Consider the following 20,329-nt stretch of genomic DNA (forward strand, 5'->3'; position numbering starts at 1 on the left):
GATCCGCCCCTCATGCCTCGTCGGGTATCCCAGCGCGAGCAGGGCGAGCCCTGGGCCTGAGCGAGGTTCCCCCGACGCATGGGTCCGGGACCGGCGTCGGTACCCTTGCCCGGTGACCCTGCGCCTCTACGACTCCGCCACGCGAGCGGTGCGCGACTTCGAACCCCTCGAACCGGGCAAGGTCGGCATCTACCTGTGTGGCGCGACGGTGCAGGGCGAGCCGCACGTGGGTCACCTGCGCAGCGTCATCGCGTTCGACGTCCTCGTGCGCTGGCTGCGACGCAGCGGGCTCGACGTCACGATGATCCGCAACGTCACCGACATCGACGACAAGATCCTCGCGAAGTCCGCCGAGGCAGGCGTGCCGTGGTGGGCGTGGGCCTACCGGCACGAGCGCGCGTTCTCCGACGCGTACGACGCCGTCGGCAACCTCCCGCCGACGTACGAGCCGCGCGCGACCGGGCACGTCGTCGAGATGATCGAGCTCATGCAGCGCCTCGTCGATCGCGGGAACGCGTATCGCGGCAAGGACGGCAACGTGTGGTTCGACGTGCGGTCGCTGGCGGACTACGGCTCCCTCACCCGGCAGAAGCTCGAGAACATGAGCACGCTGGAGGAGGAGTCGAGCGACAAGGCCGACCCGCACGACTTCGCCCTGTGGAAGGGCCTCAAGCCGGGTGACCCGGAGACGGCGTCCTGGGAGACGCCGTTCGGCCGCGGCCGCCCGGGCTGGCACCTCGAGTGCTCGGCCATGGCGTATCGATACCTCGGCGAGACGTTCGACATCCACGGCGGGGGCATCGACCTGCGCTTTCCGCACCACGAGAACGAGCAGGCGCAGAGCCACGCCGCCGGCTACGGGTTCGCGCGGTACTGGCTGCACAACGCCTGGGTCACGGCCGGCGGCGAGAAGATGAGCAAGTCGCTCGGCAACTACCTGACCGCTGCCGAGGCGCTTGGCCGCGTGCCCGCCGTCGTCCTGCGCTACGCGCTCGCGTCGGTGCACTACCGCTCCTCGGTGGAGTTCACCGAGGCGACCCTGGCCGAGGCCCGCGTCACGTGGGAGCGGATCGCCGGCTTCGTCACGCGCGCTGCCGAGCTCACGGGCCCGGTGGGCGACGACGGCGCCGCGCGTCTTGCTGACGTCGTCCTGCCGATCGCGTTCGTCGAGGCGATGGACGACGACCTCAACGTGTCCGCGGCGCTCGCCGTGCTGCACGAGCACATCCGCCTCGGCAACACGGCGCTGAGCTCCGGTGAGGCGGGCGACGCGGCGGCCGAGCTGAGCGCCGTCCGCGGCATGCTCGACGTGCTCGGCCTCGACCCGCTCGCCGAGCCGTGGGTGGGCGAGGCGAGCGCCACGCCGCTGCGGGGCGCCGTCGACGTCCTCGTCGAAGGCGTCCTGGCGGACCGGTCCGCGGCACGTGCCGCGAAGGACTGGGCGCGTGCCGACGCGCTGCGCGACCAGCTCGCGGCGGCGGGCGTCGTCGTCGAGGACTCACCCAGCGGTGCCCGCTGGACGATCAAGGGAACGTGAGAGACATGCCGGGCAACTCCAAGCGCCGCGGCGCCGTCCGCAAGCCGGGGAGCAAGAAGGGGCCGACCGTCGGGTCGGGCGGCCAGCGCCGTCGCGGTCTCGAGGGTCGCGGGCCCACGCCGAAGGCGACCGAACGCACCGGGCATCCCGCCCAGCGGAAGGCTGCCGCGGCCGAGCGACGCGCGGCCACCCGGCCGGGCGGGGCCGGCGCACAGGGCCGGAGCGGCACCCAGCGCCAGCGCGGCACCGAGGTGATCGGCGGCCGCAACTCCGTGCTCGAGGCGCTCCGCGCGCGGATCCCGGCCACCACGCTGTACGTCGCGTCGCGGGTCGACGCCGACGACCGGATCCGCGAGATCCTCCGCATCGGCACGGGCCGTGCGCTCCCGCTCATCGAGACGACGAAGACCGAGCTCGACCGGCTCGCCGACGGCGCCGTCCACCAGGGCGTCGTGCTCGCCGTCCCGCCGTACGACTACGCCGAGCCGGCCGAGCTCCTCGAGGCGGCCGAGCGTTCCGGGACGCCGGCGCTCGTCATCGCGCTGGACAGCATCACGGACCCGCGCAACCTGGGTGCGGTGCTGCGGTCGGCCGGTGCGTTCGGTGCGCACGGCGTGCTCGTTCCGGCGCGCCGCAGCGCGGGAGTCACGGCTGCCGCGTGGAAGACGTCGGCGGGCGCGGCCGCCCGGGTGCCCGTGGCGCGTGCGACGAACCTGGTGCGCGCCCTGCAGGAGTACCAGGCGGCGGGCTGCTTCGTGGTGGGGCTCGACGGCGACGGGCCGGGCATGGTCGGCGACCTGCCGGTGGCGGACGGGCCGGTCGTGCTCGTCGTCGGCTCCGAGGGCAAGGGGCTCTCGCGGCTCGTGCGGGAGACGTGCGACGTCGTCGCCGCGATCCCGATCGCGTCGAGCGTCGAGAGCCTCAACGCCTCGGTCGCGGCGTCGATCGCGTTGTACGAGGTCGCGCGGCGCCGCGCCTGACGCGATCCCGCCTGGCTCGGGCCTGGCGGGGACCGGAGCGGCGCGGCGCTCAGTCGTCGGCGATGGCGGCCAGCGTGGCCGTGTCGAGCCCGAGCACCGCCTGCTCGTCCGGCCGGTGGCGCAGGACGTTGTCGATGTAGCTCTTCACCGCCTCCGGCATGGGCACGTCGCGTTCCTGCTGCTGCGAGATGTACCAGCGGTGCTCCAGCACCTCGTGGAACACCTCCGCGGGTTCGAGCTTGCCCCGCATCTCGCGCGGGACGGCCCGCACGGTGGGCTCGAACACCTCGGTGAGCCAGTCGTGCGCCACGAACTCCTCGTCCTCGCCCAGGCGGTCGGTGCCGGCGCGGTACGCGTCCATGTCGTTGAGCAGGCGGCGCGCCTGGTTCTCCTGGACGTCGAGACCCGTGAGCCGCATGAGGCGGCGGTGGTGGTGCCCGGCGTCGACGACCTTCGGCTGGATGCGCACGCTCGTGCCGTCGATGTCGGTGGACATCTCGAGCTCCCCGACGTCGTACCCCAGGTCGTTCAACCGGTCGATGCGCGCCGCGACGCGCCACAGCTCGTCGGTCTCGAACGACTCGGAGACGGTGAGCTCCTGCCACAGCTCCTCGTACCGGTGCACGATCATCTCGCCCACCGTCACGGTGTCCACGGAGGAGTCGAGCAGCTCGCCCGCCTCGAGGTCCATGAGCTCGCCGATGATGTTGACGCGCGCGATCTCCAGGTCGTACGCCCGCTGCCCGTCGGTGAGCCGTTCGTGCAGGTCGCCGGTCTCCGCGTCGACGAGGTACGCCGCGAAGGCGCCGGCGTCGCGCCGGAACAGCGTGTTGGAGAGGGAGACGTCGCCCCAGTAGAAGCCCACGAGGTGCAGCCGCACGAGCAGGACGGCGAGCGCGTCGATCAGCCTGGTCGCCGTGTCCGGACGCAGGTACTGGCTGAACAGGGCGCGGTACGGCAGCGAGAACTGCAGGTGCTTGGTGATGAGCACGGAGTCGAGCGGTTCGCCGTCCGGCGCCGAGCGGCCGGTGATGACGCCGACCGGCTCGACCGACGGCACGTCGAGCCGGGCCAGCTGCCGCAGCAGCTCGTACTCGCGGTACGCGACGGTCTCGCCGATCTCCTTGACGGCGATGACCCGGCCGGACAGCCGCACGAAGCGGACGACGTGCCGGGAGATGCCGCGGGGGAGCGCGGCGAGCACGTCCTCCGGCCACTCCTCGAGCGGGATGTGCCACGGCAGCGTCAGCAGGGCGGGGTCAGGGGAAGCCGCCGTGATCTGCAGGGACGGGCGCATGGGGACGATTCTCGCAGAGCCCGCGCGCGGTCCCGGCGTGCTGGCGCGAGGGGTCACGGACTCAGCACCGCTCCTCCACGTGCCCTGCCACACCTGCGGGCACGAGGCCACGGTCGCGCAGCACGACGAGCGGCGCCCGGTCCGGCGAGGCGCACACCTCGGCGAACGGCACCGCCAGCGAGTCGGCGTACTCGACCTGCAGGACGTGCTCCCCGTACGCGTCCGTGTACGCGGTGCACTCCCCGAACGCGAAGCACTCCTCCGTGACGGCGAAGTCGAACCCGACCGCCCCGCGTGCGCTCGCCGCCGCCTCCGCGGCGTTCTTCTGCCCGACGGCGAGGCCGAGCTGGTGCGCGAGGTCCGCGTACGCCGTCGCGAGAGCGAGGTTCCCGTCCTCGCTGAGCGCGTCGAACCGCGCGAACGTGTCGAGGTTGTCGATCTCGACCGCCCGGTACCCGGCCGCCGCGCACCGTTCGATCGCCGGGCCCACGATCGCCAGGATGCCCTCGCGGTTCTCCGGTGTGCGCGGGTCGAGCACGTACTCGTCCGGCCAGGCGGGGTCGACGACGGCGCCGGTGGAGTCGTGCAGGACGAGCTCGGGGTTCTCGCGCAGCCACGTCTCCGCCTCGGCCGGCTGCGTCTGGAACCCGTTGACGTAGCAGACCGAGTACACGCCGGGTGCGGGCTCCTCGGTGGAGTCGCGGACGACGACCGTCACACCCGGCGCCGGGTCGTACGCACCGCCGAGCTGGTAGTCGAGGCCGCCCGACGTCGGCGGCGGCGTCACCTCGGCGTCGTGGCCGCGCGTGGGGTCCGGGCCGTCATCCGGCGCCGCCCAGCAGCCGACGGCTGCCAGCAGGACGGCGACGGAGCCGGCCACCCGGGCAGCCCTGCTCACGACGCGAGGGCGAGTCTCCGACCGGCGCCGCCCGCGCGGCGGCGTCCGCAGGGAGGATCCGTGCGTCATGACCGCAACGATCCTCCCCGGTCCGGGTCCGTGCGCCGGCGATGCGCAGGACTGGGGTGGATCCGGGAGCGCATCGCTCCCGAAACCACCCCGATCGCTCGACATCCGCCGCCCGCCGCCTGGGCGAGGGGCGCCGTCGTCAGCGGAAGCGCTGCAGCGCGAGCGGCGCGGCCTCGGCCAGGTCGCGCACGACCTGGTGCTCGCCGCGGGCCAGGACGTCGGCCAGCTGGCCGGACGCGACGAACTCGCCGTCCGCGAGGACGTGCACGTGGGACGTCAGGCGCTCGACGACCTCGAGGTCGTGCGACACCAGGAGCACGCCCATGTCGAGCGAGGACACGACGCCGGCCAGGCGCCGGACGATCTCGCCGCGCGCCTGGGGGTCGATGGCGGTGAGCGGCTCGTCGAGGAGCAGGATCTCCGGGCGCGTCGCCAGGGCGGACGCGAGCGCGACGCGCTGCCGCTCGCCGCCGGAGAGCGTGCGCACGGCGCGGAGGGCGTACCGCTCCTCGAGGGCCACGAAGTCGAGGAGCTGCGGGATCGACGTCGCGTGCGCCCGGCCGGCCTTGCGCGCATCAGCGAGCGCACCCTTGAGCGTGCGCTCCACGGTGACGCGAGGGTCGTTGACCACGAGCCCGTCCTGCGACACGGAGCGCACGTCGGCCCGGAACAGCTTCTTGTCGCGTCGCGACAGCCGCGCGCTCGAGCGCCCGCGGTAGGTGGCGTGGCCGCGGGACGGCCGAACCTGGCCGACCAGCGCCCGGATGAGCGTGGACTTGCCCGCCCCGGACTCGCCGACGACGCCGATCGGCGCGGCGCCGGGCACGAGCTCGAGGTCGACGCCGCGGAGCACGTCGGCGCCGCCGTAGCCCGCCCAGAGTTCCTTCGCCTGCAGTACCGCCTGGGTGCTCATGCCGCGCTCGGGTCCGTTCCTTCGCAGAAGTCCATCAGTGGTCCATCGTCACACGCCGGACGACGTGCCCCGTGCACGGCGAAGGCGGCCCCTCCCGCAGGAGGGACCGCCTTCGCACGTGCACGCAGTCCGTGGCGCGGGGTCAGCCCGGGAGGCGCTCGCCCGTCGTCGCCGAGAAGCTGTGCTGCTCGCCGGCGCGGATCTTCACCCACACCTTCTCGCCCTTGTCGGGCGTGCGGCGCGGGTCGACGCGCACGATCAGCTGCGCCTCACCAGCGCCGGAGGTGATGTGCTCCGCCAGCTCCTGGTCCCCGGCGAGCCGGCCGTACACGAACGCGTCGGAGCCGAGCTCCTCGACGAGGTCGACCTGCACCGGGAACGCACCCTCGGAACCCTCGGTCGCGACGTCGAGCGACTCCGGACGGAAGCCGAGCGTGATCTTCTTGTTGTCGGAGTCGGTGACGCCGCCGAGCGTCTCGCGGCTGAGCGGGATGCGGGCGGGGCCGAGCACCGCGGCAGAGTCCTCGATGTGGAACTCGCCGAGGTTCATCGCCGGCGAGCCGATGAAGCCCGCGACGAAGGTGTTCGCCGGCTTGTCGTACATGTCGCGCGGCGTGCCGACCTGCTGGAGCAGGCCGTCCTTGAGCACCGCGATGCGGTCGCCCATCGTGAGGGCCTCGGTCTGGTCGTGCGTGACGTAGACGGTGGTGACGCCGAGACGGCGCTGCAGCGACGCGATCTGCGTACGCGTGGAGACGCGGAGCTTGGCGTCGAGGTTCGACAGCGGCTCGTCCATGAGGAACACCTGCGGCTGACGCACGATGGCGCGGCCCATGGCGACACGCTGACGCTGACCGCCGGAGAGCGCCTTCGGCTTGCGGTCGAGGTACTCGGACAGGTCGAGGATCTTCGCGGCCTCGGCGACCCGCTGGCGGATCTCCGCCTTCGGCTTGCCGGCGATCTTGAGCGCGAAGCCCATGTTGTCGGCGACGGACATGTGCGGGTACAGCGCGTAGTTCTGGAACACCATCGCGATGTCGCGGTCCTTCGGCTGGACGTCGGTGACGTCGCGGTCGCCGATGAGGATCCGGCCGGCGTTGACGTCCTCGAGGCCCGCGAGCATGCGGAGCGAGGTCGACTTACCGCATCCGGAGGGGCCGACGAGGACGAGGAACTCGCCGTCTGCCACCTCGAGGTTGAGGGCATCGACGGCGGGGCGCTCGGTCCCGGGGTAGATGCGGGTGGCGTGGTCGAACGTGACTGAAGCCATGCCAGAGTCATCCCTTCACCGGCAGGTACGTGCCGGACGATCCGTTGTGAAGAGTGGCAGCGATGTCGGCGCTGACACGACCTGACCCGCCAGGCCCGGGTGGACCTCGAGGGAGCAAGCTGACGTCAGTGTGCCACACCCCGGGCGGAGGTCGTGACGAGTCTCACAGGGCGGATCTGCCGGCCTCCCCGACCGTCGGGACGCCGTCGACGCGGCGGGGGATCCCGAGCGGGTTCTCCTCGCGCAGGGCGGGCGGCAGGGCGGCGGCGGGAGCGTCCTGGAACGCGACGGGCCGGAGGAACCGGCGGATCGCCGTCGCCCCCACGGACGTGAAGAGCGACGCGGTGGTGGCTGGCCACGGGCCGCCGTGCTGCTGGCTCCACGTGACGGCGACGCCGGTGGGCCAGCCCGCGAACAGCACGCGGCCGGCGAGGGCGATGAGGTGCGGGACGAGCGCCGACACGTCCTCGTCCGACGCCGCGTGGAGGGTGGCGGTGAGCGCGCCGCCCACGCGCTGCAGGACGGCGAGCAGGTCGGCGTCGCCCTCGTACGTGACGAGCAGGGTGCTCGGTCCGAACACCTCGTCCAGCAGCTCGGGGTGATCGAGGACGACGGCGGCGCTCGTCACGTGCACGACGGGTGCGGCGGTGTCCGTGGCCGAGCCGGCTGCGGAGTCGGCGTGCGCGCCCGACGACCCGGCTGCCGGGCCGAGCAGGCGCCGCACCCCGGGAACCGCCGCCTGGGTCTCGACGCCCGAGGCGTAGGCCTCGGCCATCCGGTGCGTCAGCATGAGGCCGCCGGCGGCCCCGGAGGCTGCGTCGGCGACGAGCTCGGGGAACCCCGTCCCCGCGGGCACGAGGACGAGCCCGGGGTTTGTGCAGAACTGGCCGACGCCGAGCGTGAACGACGCCGCGAGCCCGGCCGCGAGCTCGGCGCCGCGGGTGCGCACCGCGTCGGCGGTGACGACCACCGGGTTGATGCTGCCGAGCTCGCCGTAGAACGGGATGGGGTCCGCGCGGCCGACGGCCAGGTCGAACAGCGCCCGCCCGCCGCGCGTCGAGCCGGTGAACCCGACGGCGCGGATCGCGGCGTCCGTCACGAGCGCGACCCCGGCGTCGTGCCCCTGGACGAGGCCGAACGTCCCCTCCGGCGCCCCGGCGCCGGCGAGCGCGCCGCGCGCGATCTCGGCGGTGCGCCGCGACAGCCGCGGGTGCGCCGGGTGCGCCTTGACGACCACCGGGTTGCCGGCCGCGAGGGCCGAGGCGGTGTCGCCGCCGGCGACGGAGAACGCGAACGGGAAGTTGCTCGCCGCGAACACGCCCACCGGCCCGAGCGGGACGAGGACGCGGCGCAGGTCGGGCCGCGGCGGCGTCGCCGTCGTGTCCGCGTGGTCGATGGTGGCCTCGAGGTAGGAGCCCTCCGTGACGACGTCGGCGAAGAGCCGCAGCTGGCCGGTGGTGCGGGCCACCTCGCCGGCCAGCCGGGTCGCGCCGAGGTGCGTCTCGTCGTCGGCGATGCCGACGAGCTCGTCCGTGGCGCCGTCGAGCGCGTCGGCCACGGCGGCGAGCCACGACGCCCGCTCGGCGGCGGTGGAGGCGGCCACCACGGGCGCGGCGCTCAGCGCGGCAGCGCTCGCTGCCCGGACGTCGGTGCTGGGGGCGGTCTCGGTCACGGGTACTCCTCGGGTGGCCGTCGGTCGTGTGGTCAACGGTGCGCGGTCGCGTCGCCCGACGCACCGGCGTCGGCGGGACGCTGCCCCCGGAAGGTCAGGCCCCAGCCGGGAGCCCGGGCGACCTCGAGACGGGTGCCGCGCCGGCGCACCGGGGACGGCGCCGAGAGCAGACCCAGGTCACCGAGCCACGCCCCGTCGATCGACTCTACGCGGGTCGGCGCTGGCAGCGTGAGCGCCGCCTGGGCCGAGAGGTCCGGCAGGAGGTGGGGCGCGACCTCGATCCCGGCGGCGATCGCCTCGAGGGCGATGCGGAGGAACGGTGTGTACCCCCCGACGCGAACGATGTTCGGCTGCAGGATCCGGACGCCGGCAGCCGCGTTGTCGACCATGTCCCGGAACCGGTGCACGTGGTGGCCGTTCTCGCCCCAGGCGAGCGGGACGGGCGACGTCCGCGCGAGCGCGGCGTAGCCGCGCGTGTCGTCGGCGCGCAGCGGCTCCTCGACCCACGTGAGGTCGAACGCGGCCAGCGTGTCGATCGCGTGCTGCGCCGTCGGCAGGTCCCAGCGTTGGTTCGCGTCGACCATGAGGGCGCGGTCCGGGCCGAGCACGTCGCGGACGGCCCGCACGCGCGTGACGTCCCGGGTCAGGTCGGGGGAGCCGATCTTGATCTTGACGGCGTCGAACCCGTCGTCGACCCAGCGCCCGACCTGGTCGAGCAGGTCCGGCAGCTCGTAGTCGAGGTTGACGCCGCTGGCGTACGTGGCGACGTCGGAGGTCCTGCGGCCGACGACGTCGGGCACGCCCGCCCGCGCCCGGCGCCCCGCGGCGTCCCACAGCGCGAGGTCGAGCCCGGCGAGCGCGATCGTCGTCAGGCCGCCTCCGCCGCCCTCGTGGAGGTACGCCCACGCGTCGTCCCAGAGCGTCTCGGGATCAGCCGGGCGACCGGTGGCCCACGGGGCGAGGTCGTGCTCCAGCAGGGAACGGACCGCGCGCGGTCCGATCCGCGGCGTCCACGAGAAGCCGTGCCCGACGACGCCGTCCGAGCACCTGACGTCGACGGCGACGACGTGGTTCGCCCGCACGCCGCCGTCCCACGCCCGCGGCAGCCCGCCGCGCAGGATCCGCGTCGTCAGGCCGGTGATGCGGGCCGACGACGACGCCGCGTCCGTCACGCTCGTGCGTCCGGGTGCCGCACCTGTGCGGCCACCGCCCGGCCGTGCTCCAGCAGCGCGGCGAGGGCGTCCCGGTGCTCTGGGGTCGGGGCGACCAGGGGCGGGCGGACCCCGCCGACCTCGATCCCGCCCAGGCCCACACCGGCCTTGACCAGCGCCACCGCATAGCCCGGGACGGCGTCGCGCAGCCGGACGAACGGCGCGAAGAACTCGCGCAGCAGGGTGGTGCGGGCGGCGTCGTCCCCCCGCTCGAGGGCCGCGTGGAACGCGAGCGCCACCTCCGGCGCCGCGGCGTACACGGCCGAGGAGTAGAGCCCGACGCCGATCGCCCGGTAGGCCGCCTGCGTCAGCTCGGCCGTGAGCAGCCCGTTGAAGAACAGGAAGTCCGGCCGGTCGGCGGCCGCCAGCACGAGCCGTTGCGCGAGCGCGATGTCGCCCACGCCGTCCTTGATGCCGATGACCCGAGGGTCGGCGGCCAGCTCGGCGAGCAGCTCCGGCGTGTAGCTGGCGGTGGCCCGGTGGTAGAGGATCACCGGCAGGTCGGTCGCGTCGAGCACCGCGCGCACGTACGCGCCGAGGCCCGCGGGGGAGCCGGCCGTGAGGTACGGCGGCAGGAGCAGGATCCCGGAGCCTCCGGCGTCGGCGATCTCGCGGGCGCAGGCGATCGCGTGCGGCAGCGGGCCGCCCGCACCGCCGAGCACCGCCCGCCGACCGGCGGCCGCGGCGACCGCCGTCCGCACGACGAGGCCGACCTCGGCGGCGTCCAGCGCCGCGAACTCGCCGGTGCCGCACGCGGCGAACACGGCGCCGCAGTCCTCCACGCGGCTGGAGACGTGGGCGGCGAGCGGCTCGGGCGCGACCCGCCCTGCGGCGTCGAACGGCGTCACCGGGAAGAACAGGATGCCGGGGGCGATCATGCGCCCTCCCCGCCCCGTGCCGCGGCGACCCGCTCGACCGGCGCCGCGTCGTCGTCGTCGTCGGGGAGGGCCGCTCCACGGGCAGGTCCGCCCGCCGTCTCCGCGCGCCAGGTCCGCTCCGGCCGCCAGCCGAGCTCGCGCTCCGCCTTCGCGACGCTGAACAGCGGGTCGTGCCCGGCGACGCCTGCGGCGAACGGCGCGAGGGCTGGCAGGTGCTCCGCCACGACGTCGGCGGTCGGGCGGGCGCTGAACGCGTCGGCGGCCCCCACGAGGTAGGTCTGCGCGTTCGGCGCCTCGCGTGCGGCCTCGAGCCACCGCTCCACGAACCCGGCCGCGTCCCGCGCGTCCACGTAGTTGAACAGGGAGGCCGCGGCGAGGGCCGGGTCCGCCAGCCGCTGGGCCACCGTGTGGCCCTGCTGCGTCGGCGCGCCGGCCCACTCCTCCGGGGCGATCACGTAGCACGGCCGGAACGAGGCGACCCGGACGTCGTCGCCGCGCTGCGTGGCGACCATCCGCCCGATCGACTCCATCGCCGCCTTGGACAGCGCGTAGGCGTTCCAGGGGGCGATCGGGTGGGCCTCGTCGAGCGGCAGGTACGACGGCGACCACCCGAGCGGTGCGCCGTACCCCAGCACCGTGGGGCTCGAGGCGATGAGCACATGGTCGGCGCCCGCGGCCAGCGCTGCGTCGACGGCGTGGAACGTCACCGACGTGTTGAGGTCCCAGATCTCGTGCTCCGGGCGGCTGAACGGCACGGCGATCGCCGCGAGGTGCACGAGCGCCTGCGGGGCGAGGGTGGCGAACGTGGCTCGGGTGGCCACGGCGTCGGCGAGGTCGATCCGCAGGTGCGCGGCGCCGTCGTCCGGCGGACCCGGGACGGGACGCAGGTCCAGGGACGTGACCTCGTGACCCGCGGCGGCCAGACCCGCGACCACGCTGCGGCCCAGGCGGCCCGCGCCACCGGTGACGGCCACCCTCACGACGCGACCTCGGCGCCGTCGTCCAGCACGCCGGCGAGGTCCAGGTCGGCGACCCGGACGGCCGTGCCGGCGTCGAGCGACGCGTTCACGGCCAGCCCGACGGCGACGGCGGCAACGCCGTCCCGCAGCCCCGCCGACCGGCCCAGGGGATCGGGGCGCGACCCGACGCCGCGGAACACGTCGTCGAGCAGCACGGCGTCGCCGCCGCCGTGCGCTCCGCTTCCCATCGGGATCTCGACCTCCTCGGCCCGCTCCCAGTGTCGCTGCAGCGTCAGGCGCGTGCCCGGCGGGCGCACGTCGACGGATGCGGCGGCCGTCTCGTCGGCCGCGGCGCTCGGGTCGACGACCCGGCCGTGGCCCTCGCCCGGGGCCGGGACCCAGGACCGCTCGACGACGTCCAGCTCGAGGCGACCCAGCGTCCCCGTGAACGCCACGCGGTAGCCCTCCCACGGGGAGTACGCGTTGAGCGCGTACGTGAGGTTCGCGCCGCCGCGGTAGCCGACGAGCACCGACAGCGTGTCCTCGATCGTCACCCCGGGGGCGAAGACGTCGACGTCGCGCTGGTAGCCGTCGGAGCCCTCGGCCTCCAGGTAGAGCGTGCGCAGCGTCTCGTCGCGCGCGAGGTCGAGCGCCCAGGGGTCGCCCGGGTCGGCGCCCAGGACGTCGCGGCCCAGTCGCGGGCGGCCGGCCGCCGGCGCGTTGCCGTCGCCGTAGCGGCGCAGGCCGCCGCGCGCGAACACGACCTCGGCGACGTCGTCGAGCCACCAGTTCACGAGGTCGAAGTGGTGGCTCGACTTGTGGATCTGCAGGCCGCCCGAGCCGGCCTTGTCGCGGTGCCAGCGGCGGAAGTAGTCGGCGCCGTGCGCGGTGTCGAGGCACCACTCGAAGTGGACGGCCGTGACGTCGCCGATCGCTCCCGTGGCGAGCAGCTCCTTCACCCGCGAGTTCCGCGGCGAGTACCGGTAGTTGAACGTCATGACGAGCGACCGCCCGGACGCCTCGAGCGCCCGGGCGAGGCGCCGGACGCCGTCGGCCGACGTCGTGAGCGGCTTCTCGACGACGACGTCGGCACCCGCCTCGAGCGCCGCGACGGCGACGTCCGCGTGCGTGTGGTCGGGGCTCGTGACGACGACGACGTCCGGTGCGGTGGCCAGGACGTCCCTGGTGGCGTCCGGCCCGGCGAAGATCGCGGGCTCAGCGCCGGTCGAGGCGACGCGGTCGCGGGAGACGCCGACGCGCACCGCGTTGGGGTCCGCCAGGGCGACGAGCTCGGCCACGTCGGCGTGCGTCGTCGTCGCGGCATCGACGTACATGCGCGAGCGCGAGCCGGTGCCGACGACGGCGTACGTGCGGCGGGTGGTCTCGGTGGTCGTCTCGGACGGGGCGGGTCGCGTGGTCACACTGTTCCTCGGTTGCTGGTGTGCGGGTGGGACGGGTCGTGGTCGCCAGGGGTCACTTGAGTCCGGTCGTGGCGATCCCCTTGATGAGGTACTTCTGCCCGGCGATGAAGAACCCGATGACGGGGGCGAGCGAGACGACGGACATCGCGAACATGGGCCCCCAGGCCGACTGACCCTCGGAGTCCATGAACTGCCGCAGGGCGAGGGGGACGGTGTACAGCGCGTCGTCGGTCAGGTACAGCAGGGGACCGAAGAACTCGTTCCACGTCGAGATGAACGTGAAGATCGCCGTCGTCGCGAACGCCGGCATGCACAGCGGCACGATGACGCGCCGGAACGTGCCGAACGGTCCGCACCCGTCGATCCGGGCGGCGTCGTCGAGCTCGCTCGGCAGGTTCCGCATGAACTGCACCATGAGGAAGATGAAGAACGCGTTCGTCGCGAGGAAGTTCGGCACCACGAGCGGCAGGTACGTGTTCATCCAGCCGAGCACGTTGAACACCACGTACTGCGGGATGAGCAGCACGTGCCCGGGCAGCATGAGCGTGCCGAGCATGAGCGCGAAGAGGACCTTGCGGCCGCGGAACTCCATCCGGGCGAAGGCGTACGCGGCCAGCCCGCACGACGCGAGGTTGCCGATGATCGTCAGGACGACGATGACGAGCGAGTTCAGGATGTAGACGGTGAACGGGTGCGCCAGAGCGTTCCACCCGGTCGTGTAGTTGGACAGGTCCCACTCGGCGGGCCAGAGCGACAGGTCGGAGAACACCAGGTCGGACGGCTTGAACGAGCTCGAGAGCATCCACAGCAGCGGGTAGAGCATGACGGCGCCGACGGCGCAGAGCAGGACGTGCCGTAGGAACCTCGTGCGGCTCGTGCTGCCGAGCTTCTCGAAGTACGTGTCCTCCGACTCGGAGGTCGCGCCACGTGGAGTCCGCGTGCGGATGCGGGCGGGGAGCGCCCGGGTCATGAAGGCCATTCAGATCCCTCAGTTGTCGTAGAAGACCCAGAAGCGGGACATGAGGAAGTTCGCCGCCGTGAACAGCGCCACGATGACGAGGAGCAGCCACGCCAGCGCGGAGGCGTACCCCATGTCGAACCGCTGGAAGCCCTCGATGTAGAGGTAGAGGTTGTAGAAGAGCGTGGAGCCCGAGGGGCCGCCTGTGCCGCCGCTCATGATGTAGCCCTGGGTGAAGGTCTGCAGCGAGCCGATCAGCGCGAGCACGAGGTTGAAGAAGATGATCGGGCTGAGCAGCGGGAGGGTGATCGAGCGGAACTGGCGCCACCGGCTCGCGCCGTCGATGCTCGCCGCCTCGTAGTACATGAGCGGGATCTGCCGCAGCCCGGCGAGGAAGATCACCATCGGTGAGCCGAAGGTCCAGATGTGCAGGATGATCAGCACGCTCAGCGCGTACTGCGGGTCCGACACCCAGCTCGGGCCCTGGATCCCGAAGAAGCCCAGGACGACGTTGATGATCCCGTCGTTGCCGAAGATGTACCGCCAGAGCATGACGATGGCGACGCTCCCGCCGAGCAGCGACGGCAGGTAGTACACGGCGCGGTAGTACCGCAGGCCCTTGATGCCCTTGTTCAGCGCGAGCGCGACGCCGAGCGCGGCGAGCAGGGACAGGGGGACGGACACGAACGTGTAGGTGAACGTGACCTGGAGCGCCTGACGGAGGTATCTGTCGTTCAGCATCTCGACGAAGTTGTCGAGCCCGATCCACTGCGGCGGGTTGATGAGGTTGTAGTCGGTGAACGCCAGGTAGAACGACGCCCCGAAGGGCACGAGCGTGAACAGCAGGCCCACGAACCAGGGCAGCAGGAACAGGTAGGCGCTGCGGTCGGCGCGGCGTCGGATCGACGGACCGCGGCGCCCGGCGGAGCTCGGGGTGTCCGGCTCCGCCGGTGCGCGTTCGAGAGGAGGTGCTGTCACGGTGACTGTCTCCATCGTGGGCTCAGCCCAGGACGGCGTTCGCCTCGTCGACGAACTGCTGCGCGCCGTCGGCGGCGGTCACGCGCTCGAACTCCACCTCGGTGGAGATGTCCGCGAGCAGCGACTGCACCTCGGTGGCCCCGACCGGGTCGGCGAACGCCGGCGGCAGGTCCTCCTCGGCGAGCCCGAGGAGGTATTCGCTCGCCGTCACGTCGTCCTCCGGGAGGTCGCCCATGAGCTCCTGAGCCACCTCCGAGTTCGGCGGCACGCCACGCGTCGTCATCATGGCCTGCCACGCCGAGAGGTCGTTCGTCAGGAAGTTCAGCAGGTCGGCGGCGGCCGCCTGGTTCGGCGAGTCCGCGGCGATGGACCACAGGTGCGGGCAGTCGATCGACTGGCCGCGCCGCTCCGCCGTCGACTCCGAGGGGATGCGCAGGAGGGCGAGCGTGCCGCCGCACGCCTCGTTGTACGCCTTGAAGTTGTTGGTCGGGATGATCTCCGACGCCAGCTTGCCCTGCGCCGTGTACGACGCCTCGGCCCCGCCGCCGACGTCCTCGAAGAAGCCGGCCGGCGGGAAGCCGCCGCTCTCGCGCATGGCGCCGATCATGTCGAACCAGCCCTGCATCGTCGCCACGCTGGCGCCCAGCGCGCCGTCCTCGGTGTACAGGTCCTCGCCCTGCTGGCGGACGTACACGTACAGGTTGGCGACAGTGGCGACCTCGAAGCCGGTGCCGTACACGGCACCGCCCGAGGCCGCGGTGATGGAGTCGGCGAACACCTTGAGGTCGTCCCAGGTCCACGTGTCGCCGTCCGGCAGGTCGATGCCGTACTCGTCGAGGACGGTGGTCTGGACGATGAACCCGATCGTGTTGAGACCCGCCGGCACGCCGAGGAGGGCGCCGTCGACGGTCCAGGGGTCGATCGCGCTGTCGGGAATCTGGCCGATGTCGAGGCCGTCGACTCCGTTCAGGTCGAGGAGCGCGCCGCGGTCGCCGTACTCGCGCAGCTGGTCGCGGCGCATCGCCATGAGGTCGGGAGCGTCACCGGCGGCGATGCGCGTGGCGAGCTTGTCCTTGTACGGCGTGGAGTCCTGGTACTCGGTGGTGATGGTGACGTCGGGGTGCGCCTCCCGGTAGATGTCGAGAGCCGCCTCCGTGACCTCGGCTCGGGCGGCGTCGCCCCACCACACGAAGTTGAGCTCGACCGGCCCCGAGCCGGTCTCCTGCGGCGTCTCCTCGGGCTCGACGGCGCAGGCCGCCGTGGCACCGATCGCCGTGACGGCGCCCGCGCCGAGCGCGAGGTGGTGGAAGCCCCGGCGGGTCAGTCCCGGGGCCAGGTGCGGAGTGGCCATCGAAGTGCTCCTTTGCTCGACGTGGTTGCCCGACGTGACGGCGCGTCTGACCGCCATCCGTGAAACCGGTTTCTAGCAGCGGACGGACGGTCGCGTCAAGGGTCTGAGTCGCGGCTGCTCGCCGTCCTGCGGCCGGAAACGCTGGCGGGACAAGGGAAACGCCGAGTCGTCGGGGTGTCCGTCCCGTCGAGCTCACGTGGCGCGCCGGCGCGCGGAGGTTGAAAGGACCGACGAACGTGTGCCACTCTGCGCGTCAGCCGAGCAACCGGTTCCTGGGACGAGGGAGGGCTTGTGAACCGACCCCCGACGATCCGCGACGTCGCCGCCACGGCAGGTGTCTCACCCGCCACCGTGTCACGCGTGATGAACGGCAGCGCCTCGGTCGACGTCGCTCTCGCGCAGCGTGTCCAGACCGCTGCGGCGGACCTCGGTTACGTCGGCAACATGGTGGCGCGGCACCTCGCCACCGGGCGGACCCAGACGATCGGGCTGCTGGTGCCGGACCTCGGGAACCCCACGTTCCAGGCGGCGCTGCGGGGACTCTCGCACGCGGCTGCTCGCGCGGACTACCGCGTGGTCGTCGCCGACTCGGAGGAGAACGTCGACGAGGAGGCGATCCTTGCGGCGGAGCTCCGACGGCGCTGCGACGCGCTCGTCCTGTGCGCACCGCGCATGCCGGTCGAGGACCTCGAACGGCTCGTTCCGACTCTCGATCCGGTGGTCCTCGTCAATCGTCGCGGAGTGGGCGGCGCACCGTCGCTCCGTGTGGACTACGCGGCCGGGGTCCGTGCCCTCGTCGGGCACCTCACGTCGCTCGGCCACCGGCGTCTCGCGTTCCTCGCCGGGCCGCCGTTGAGCGTCTCGAACCGGGTCCGGGCGCAGGAGCTGCGACGGCTGGTGGCCGTCGACGGCCTCGAGCTCACCGAGATCCCGTGCGGCGCCATGTTCGAGGACGGGCACGCCGCCGGCCCGGCAGCGTTGGCCTCGGGTGCGACGGGCATCGTCTGCTACAACGACCTCGTCGCCATGGGCCTGCTCGGCGCGCTCACGGAGACGGGCGTGGCGGTCCCGGACGCCGTGTCGGTGGTCGGCTTCGACGACATCCCGTTCGCGCGGTACGCCTCGCCGCCGCTGACCACGATGTCCGTGCCGCAGGCCGAGCTCGGCGCCGCGGCCTGGGAGCGCGTCGCGGCGCTCCTCGCGGGCCGGGAGGCCGGGCACGACGTGGCCTTCCTGCCTCGGCTGGAGGCGCGGGGGAGCACCGGCGCGGCGCCTGCGGCAGCTGGGTGAGGCCCTCGTCCTGACCTCCCGGACGCAAGCCCGGCCCCCACCCCCGCCTCTGCACCGGCCGAGCGACACCCTCGCGCACAGTGAAACGATCCATAGGTCGCGAATGGTCGCCGGGCACGCCTCTGAGCGACCGTTCGCGACCTATGGATCGTTTCACGCCCGGCGAAGGCCCGGGAGGCATGTCGCCGTCGCGGGCTCGCGGGGGAGTACAGGTGCGGCGCCCGACGCCGTTGAGTGAGGTCGACCCGGGGCGGTGAGGACCGCTCAGCGGGCCCGGGCGTCGGCGAGCTCGGTGAGCAGGGCGGCGATGTCGTCGCAGCCCGAGACCGTGTACGCAGCGGCCGTCGCACCCGAGCCGACCTTGATCCCGAGGTCGTCGCCGCCGAGCGCGGCGAGCGCGTGCTCGTCGGTGACGTCGTCACCCGCGAAGAGCACGGGCACCGCGGCGGCACCGACGCCCCGGGTGACCTGCTCGCGCAGCCGCCGGACGGCGTCGCCCTTGTTCGCGGCGATCACCGGCAGCTCCACCACTCCCTTCCCGCGCAGCGCGTGCACGTCGCGCCACGTGGCTGGGCCGGCGAGCGCTGCCGTGGTGGCGGCAGCGGCGTCGTCGTCGGACGCCGTACGCGTGTGCAGGACGGCGGACGCCGGCTTGTGCTCGACCCACACCCCGTCGAGGGGTTCCGCTATCGCGTCGAGCTCCGCCCCGACGGCGTCGCGCAGCCGCTGCTGCTCGGCCGAGAGCGCCAGCGGTTGCGCGATCACGTCGCCGTCGGCCCCGATCTCGCCGACCTCGCCCCCGTGGCTGCCCATGAGGATCGTGTGCGGCGGCGGCGCGGCCAGGGCGCGCAGGTCGGCGAGCGGCCGCCCGGAGATGATCGCGAGGTGGACGCCGTCGTCGGCGGCCAGGCGCGCGAGGGCCGCCGCGGACGCCGGGAGAGTGCGCGACGCCGCCGGATCGTCCTGCAGCGGCGAGAGCACACCGTCGAAGTCGAGGGCGACGACGACGTCCCGCGCGTTCGCGAACGCCCGCACCGCTCTAGCGACGTCGGGGGCGAGGCGCGCGGCGCCGTCGTCGACGGCGGGACGGGGATCAGACATGGCTGTCGCGCCGCGGCGTCGCGGTCAGCACGGACAGGAACGAGTCCGCCCAGTGCTGCACGTCGTTGTCCAGCACCCGCTTGCGCAGGGCGCGCATCCGCCGTCGGCGCTCCTTCGGCTCCATCTCGATCGCCCGGACGATCGCCTGCTTCACGCCGTCGATGTCGTGCGGGTTGACGAGCAGCGCCTGCGACAGCTCGTCGGCGGCGCCGGCGAACTCCGACAGCACGAGCACGCCGCCCAGGTCCGTCCGCGCGGCGACGTACTCCTTCGCCACGAGGTTCATCCCGTCGCGCAGGGCCGTCACGAGCATGACGTCGCTCGCGAGGTAGAGAGCGACCATCTCCTCCGTCGGGTACGAGTGGTGCAGGTAGTGCACGGCCGGCCGGCCCATCACGCCGTAGTCGCCGTTGATGCGGCCGACGGTGCCCTCCACCTCGTCGCGCAGCACCCGGTACTGCTCGACGCGTTCCCGCGACGGGCTGGCCACCTGCACCAGCGTCGTCTCCGGCGCGGTGAGCGCGCCGTCGCGCAGCAGCTCCCCGAACGCCTTGAGCCGGTGGCCGATGCCCTTCGTGTAGTCGAGGCGGTCGACGCCGAGCATGAGCACGTCCGGATCGCCCAGCTCGTGCCGGATCTCCACGGCCCGCCGCATGACCGGCTCCGTCTGCGCGAGCTCGCTGATGGCCAGCGCGTCGATGGAGATCGGGAACGCGGCGGCGCGGACGTGCCGCTCCGGGCGCGCCCACCGGCTGCCGATCGTCACGACCTGGCCGCGCGTCGTGAGGTCCGTCAGGCGGCGCACGGAGCGGAGGAAGTTCGCGGCGTCAGAGCCTCGCTGGAAGCCGACGAGGTCTGCCCCGAGCAGCCCCTCCACGATCTGCTTGCGCCACGGGAGCTGGCTGAAGATCTCCGGCGACGGGAACGGGATGTGGTTGAAGAACCCGATCCGCACGTCCGGGCGCAGGGTGCGCAGCATCGACGGCACGAGCTGGAGCTGGTAGTCGTGCACCCAGACCGTGCCACCCTCCGCGGCGACCTCAGCGGCGGCGTGCGCGAAGCGTCGGTTGATCGTGACGTAGGAGTTCCACCACAGGCGGTGGTACTCGGGGTCGACGATCACGTCGTGGTAGAGCGGCCAGAGAGTCCCGTTCGAGAGGCCCTCGTAGTACTCCTCGACCTCCTGCCCCGAGAGCGGCACCGGACAGAGGCGCATGCCGTCGGCGTCGAACGGGTCGAGCGTGAGGTCCGGGGTCCCGGACCACCCGACCCACGCGCCGTCCTGCTTCTGCATGACGGGCTGCAGCGCGCTGACGAGCCCCCCTGGCGAGCGTGACCAGGAGATCTCCCCCTCGCGCCCCTCGTCGGGAACGCTCACGTCCACAGGGAGGCGGTTGGCGACGACGACGAACTCGTGCGGGCCGGACGGCATGAGTCTCCGATTCTGTTTTCCTCGATCGCGGTCCTCCAGCACTCGCTGGCGGAGTCTCGCTCGTGGGGGAGTAACCAGGGTAGTTCCCCGGCCGGGCCCGCGTCGGGCGTTACC

17 protein-coding genes are annotated in these 20,329 nt (G+C 73.1%); 3 read left to right on the top strand and 14 right to left on the bottom strand.

Annotated elements, in window-relative coordinates:
• The first annotated feature begins 112 nt into the window (after positions 1-112).
• Together cysS and rlmB are read left to right on the top strand one after the other, a co-directional pair.
• Positions 113-1,537, top strand: a complete 1,425-nt coding sequence (gene cysS / locus BCAV_RS03910) for a cysteine--tRNA ligase (RefSeq protein ID WP_012725821.1) — start codon at positions 113-115, stop codon at positions 1,535-1,537.
• Between the two features lie 5 nt (positions 1,538-1,542).
• A complete protein-coding gene (rlmB, locus tag BCAV_RS03915; protein WP_012725822.1) occupies positions 1,543-2,517 on the top strand; it encodes a 23S rRNA (guanosine(2251)-2'-O)-methyltransferase RlmB in 975 nt (324 codons plus the stop codon).
• A gap of 49 nt (positions 2,518-2,566) precedes the next feature.
• On the opposite strand, the gene BCAV_RS03920 is transcribed toward rlmB, so the two are convergent.
• The 12 genes from BCAV_RS03920 to BCAV_RS03975 form a co-directional block, all read right to left on the bottom strand.
• Entirely contained in the window at positions 2,567-3,814 is a 1,248-nt protein-coding gene (locus BCAV_RS03920) for a DUF4032 domain-containing protein (RefSeq protein ID WP_012725823.1), read from the bottom strand.
• Between the two features lie 61 nt (positions 3,815-3,875).
• Positions 3,876-4,781, bottom strand: coding sequence for an endo alpha-1,4 polygalactosaminidase (locus BCAV_RS03925; RefSeq protein ID WP_085970012.1), 906 nt, complete (start codon positions 4,779-4,781; stop codon positions 3,876-3,878).
• Positions 4,782-4,920: 139 nt separating this feature from the next.
• The gene (locus tag BCAV_RS03930; RefSeq protein ID WP_012725825.1) at positions 4,921-5,694 is read right to left on the bottom strand and encodes an ABC transporter ATP-binding protein; all 774 of its coding nucleotides are present in this window, start codon (positions 5,692-5,694) and stop codon (positions 4,921-4,923) included.
• A 142-nt stretch (positions 5,695-5,836) separates the two neighbouring features.
• The gene (locus BCAV_RS03935; RefSeq protein WP_012725826.1) at positions 5,837-6,964 is read right to left on the bottom strand and encodes an ABC transporter ATP-binding protein; all 1,128 of its coding nucleotides are present in this window, start codon (positions 6,962-6,964) and stop codon (positions 5,837-5,839) included.
• Positions 6,965-7,127: 163 nt separating this feature from the next.
• Positions 7,128-8,636 (bottom strand): aldehyde dehydrogenase (NADP(+)), encoded by a 1,509-nt coding sequence (locus BCAV_RS03940; protein WP_012725827.1) that lies wholly within the window; start codon positions 8,634-8,636, stop codon positions 7,128-7,130.
• 32 nt (positions 8,637-8,668) lie between these two features.
• Positions 8,669-9,808: a mandelate racemase/muconate lactonizing enzyme family protein gene (locus BCAV_RS03945; protein WP_012725828.1), complete on the bottom strand. Its 1,140-nt coding sequence runs from the start codon at positions 9,806-9,808 to the stop codon at positions 8,669-8,671.
• Positions 9,805-10,725 carry a 5-dehydro-4-deoxyglucarate dehydratase gene (locus tag BCAV_RS03950; RefSeq protein WP_012725829.1) on the bottom strand — a complete coding sequence of 307 codons (921 nt, stop codon included), beginning with the start codon at positions 10,723-10,725 and terminating at the stop codon, positions 9,805-9,807. Before BCAV_RS03950 ends, BCAV_RS03945 begins: the two co-directional genes overlap by 4 nt.
• Positions 10,722-11,705, bottom strand: coding sequence for an NAD-dependent epimerase/dehydratase family protein (locus tag BCAV_RS03955; protein ID WP_012725830.1), 984 nt, complete (start codon positions 11,703-11,705; stop codon positions 10,722-10,724). The genes BCAV_RS03950 and BCAV_RS03955 overlap by 4 nt, the downstream gene beginning before the upstream one ends.
• Positions 11,702-13,105, bottom strand: a complete 1,404-nt coding sequence (locus BCAV_RS03960; RefSeq protein ID WP_012725831.1) for a Gfo/Idh/MocA family protein — start codon at positions 13,103-13,105, stop codon at positions 11,702-11,704. Before BCAV_RS03960 ends, BCAV_RS03955 begins: the two co-directional genes overlap by 4 nt.
• Positions 13,106-13,157: 52 nt before the next feature.
• Positions 13,158-14,084 (bottom strand): carbohydrate ABC transporter permease, encoded by a 927-nt coding sequence (locus BCAV_RS03965; protein WP_012725832.1) that lies wholly within the window; start codon positions 14,082-14,084, stop codon positions 13,158-13,160.
• A 9-nt stretch (positions 14,085-14,093) separates the two neighbouring features.
• Positions 14,094-15,056 carry a carbohydrate ABC transporter permease gene (locus tag BCAV_RS03970; protein ID WP_012725833.1) on the bottom strand — a complete coding sequence of 321 codons (963 nt, stop codon included), beginning with the start codon at positions 15,054-15,056 and terminating at the stop codon, positions 14,094-14,096.
• A gap of 7 nt (positions 15,057-15,063) precedes the next feature.
• The gene (locus BCAV_RS03975; protein WP_012725834.1) at positions 15,064-16,392 is read right to left on the bottom strand and encodes an ABC transporter substrate-binding protein; all 1,329 of its coding nucleotides are present in this window, start codon (positions 16,390-16,392) and stop codon (positions 15,064-15,066) included.
• Between the two features lie 291 nt (positions 16,393-16,683).
• Here BCAV_RS03975 and BCAV_RS03980 point away from each other — a divergent pair, with 291 nt between their 5' ends.
• A complete protein-coding gene (locus tag BCAV_RS03980; protein WP_012725835.1) occupies positions 16,684-17,682 on the top strand; it encodes a LacI family DNA-binding transcriptional regulator in 999 nt (332 codons plus the stop codon).
• Between the two features lie 264 nt (positions 17,683-17,946).
• Here BCAV_RS03980 and otsB read toward each other — a convergent pair whose 3' ends face one another.
• Entirely contained in the window at positions 17,947-18,783 is an 837-nt protein-coding gene (otsB, locus tag BCAV_RS03985) for a trehalose-phosphatase (RefSeq protein WP_012725836.1), read from the bottom strand.
• On the bottom strand, positions 18,776-20,215 hold the full coding sequence (locus tag BCAV_RS03990) for an alpha,alpha-trehalose-phosphate synthase (UDP-forming) (protein WP_012725837.1): 1,440 nt from the start codon (positions 20,213-20,215) through the stop codon (positions 18,776-18,778). Before BCAV_RS03990 ends, otsB begins: the two co-directional genes overlap by 8 nt.
• Between the last annotated feature and the right edge of the window lie 114 nt (positions 20,216-20,329).

The sequence above is a fragment of the Beutenbergia cavernae DSM 12333 genome (assembly GCF_000023105.1).
In the GTDB taxonomy this organism is placed as follows: Bacteria; Actinomycetota; Actinomycetes; order Actinomycetales; family Beutenbergiaceae; genus Beutenbergia; species Beutenbergia cavernae.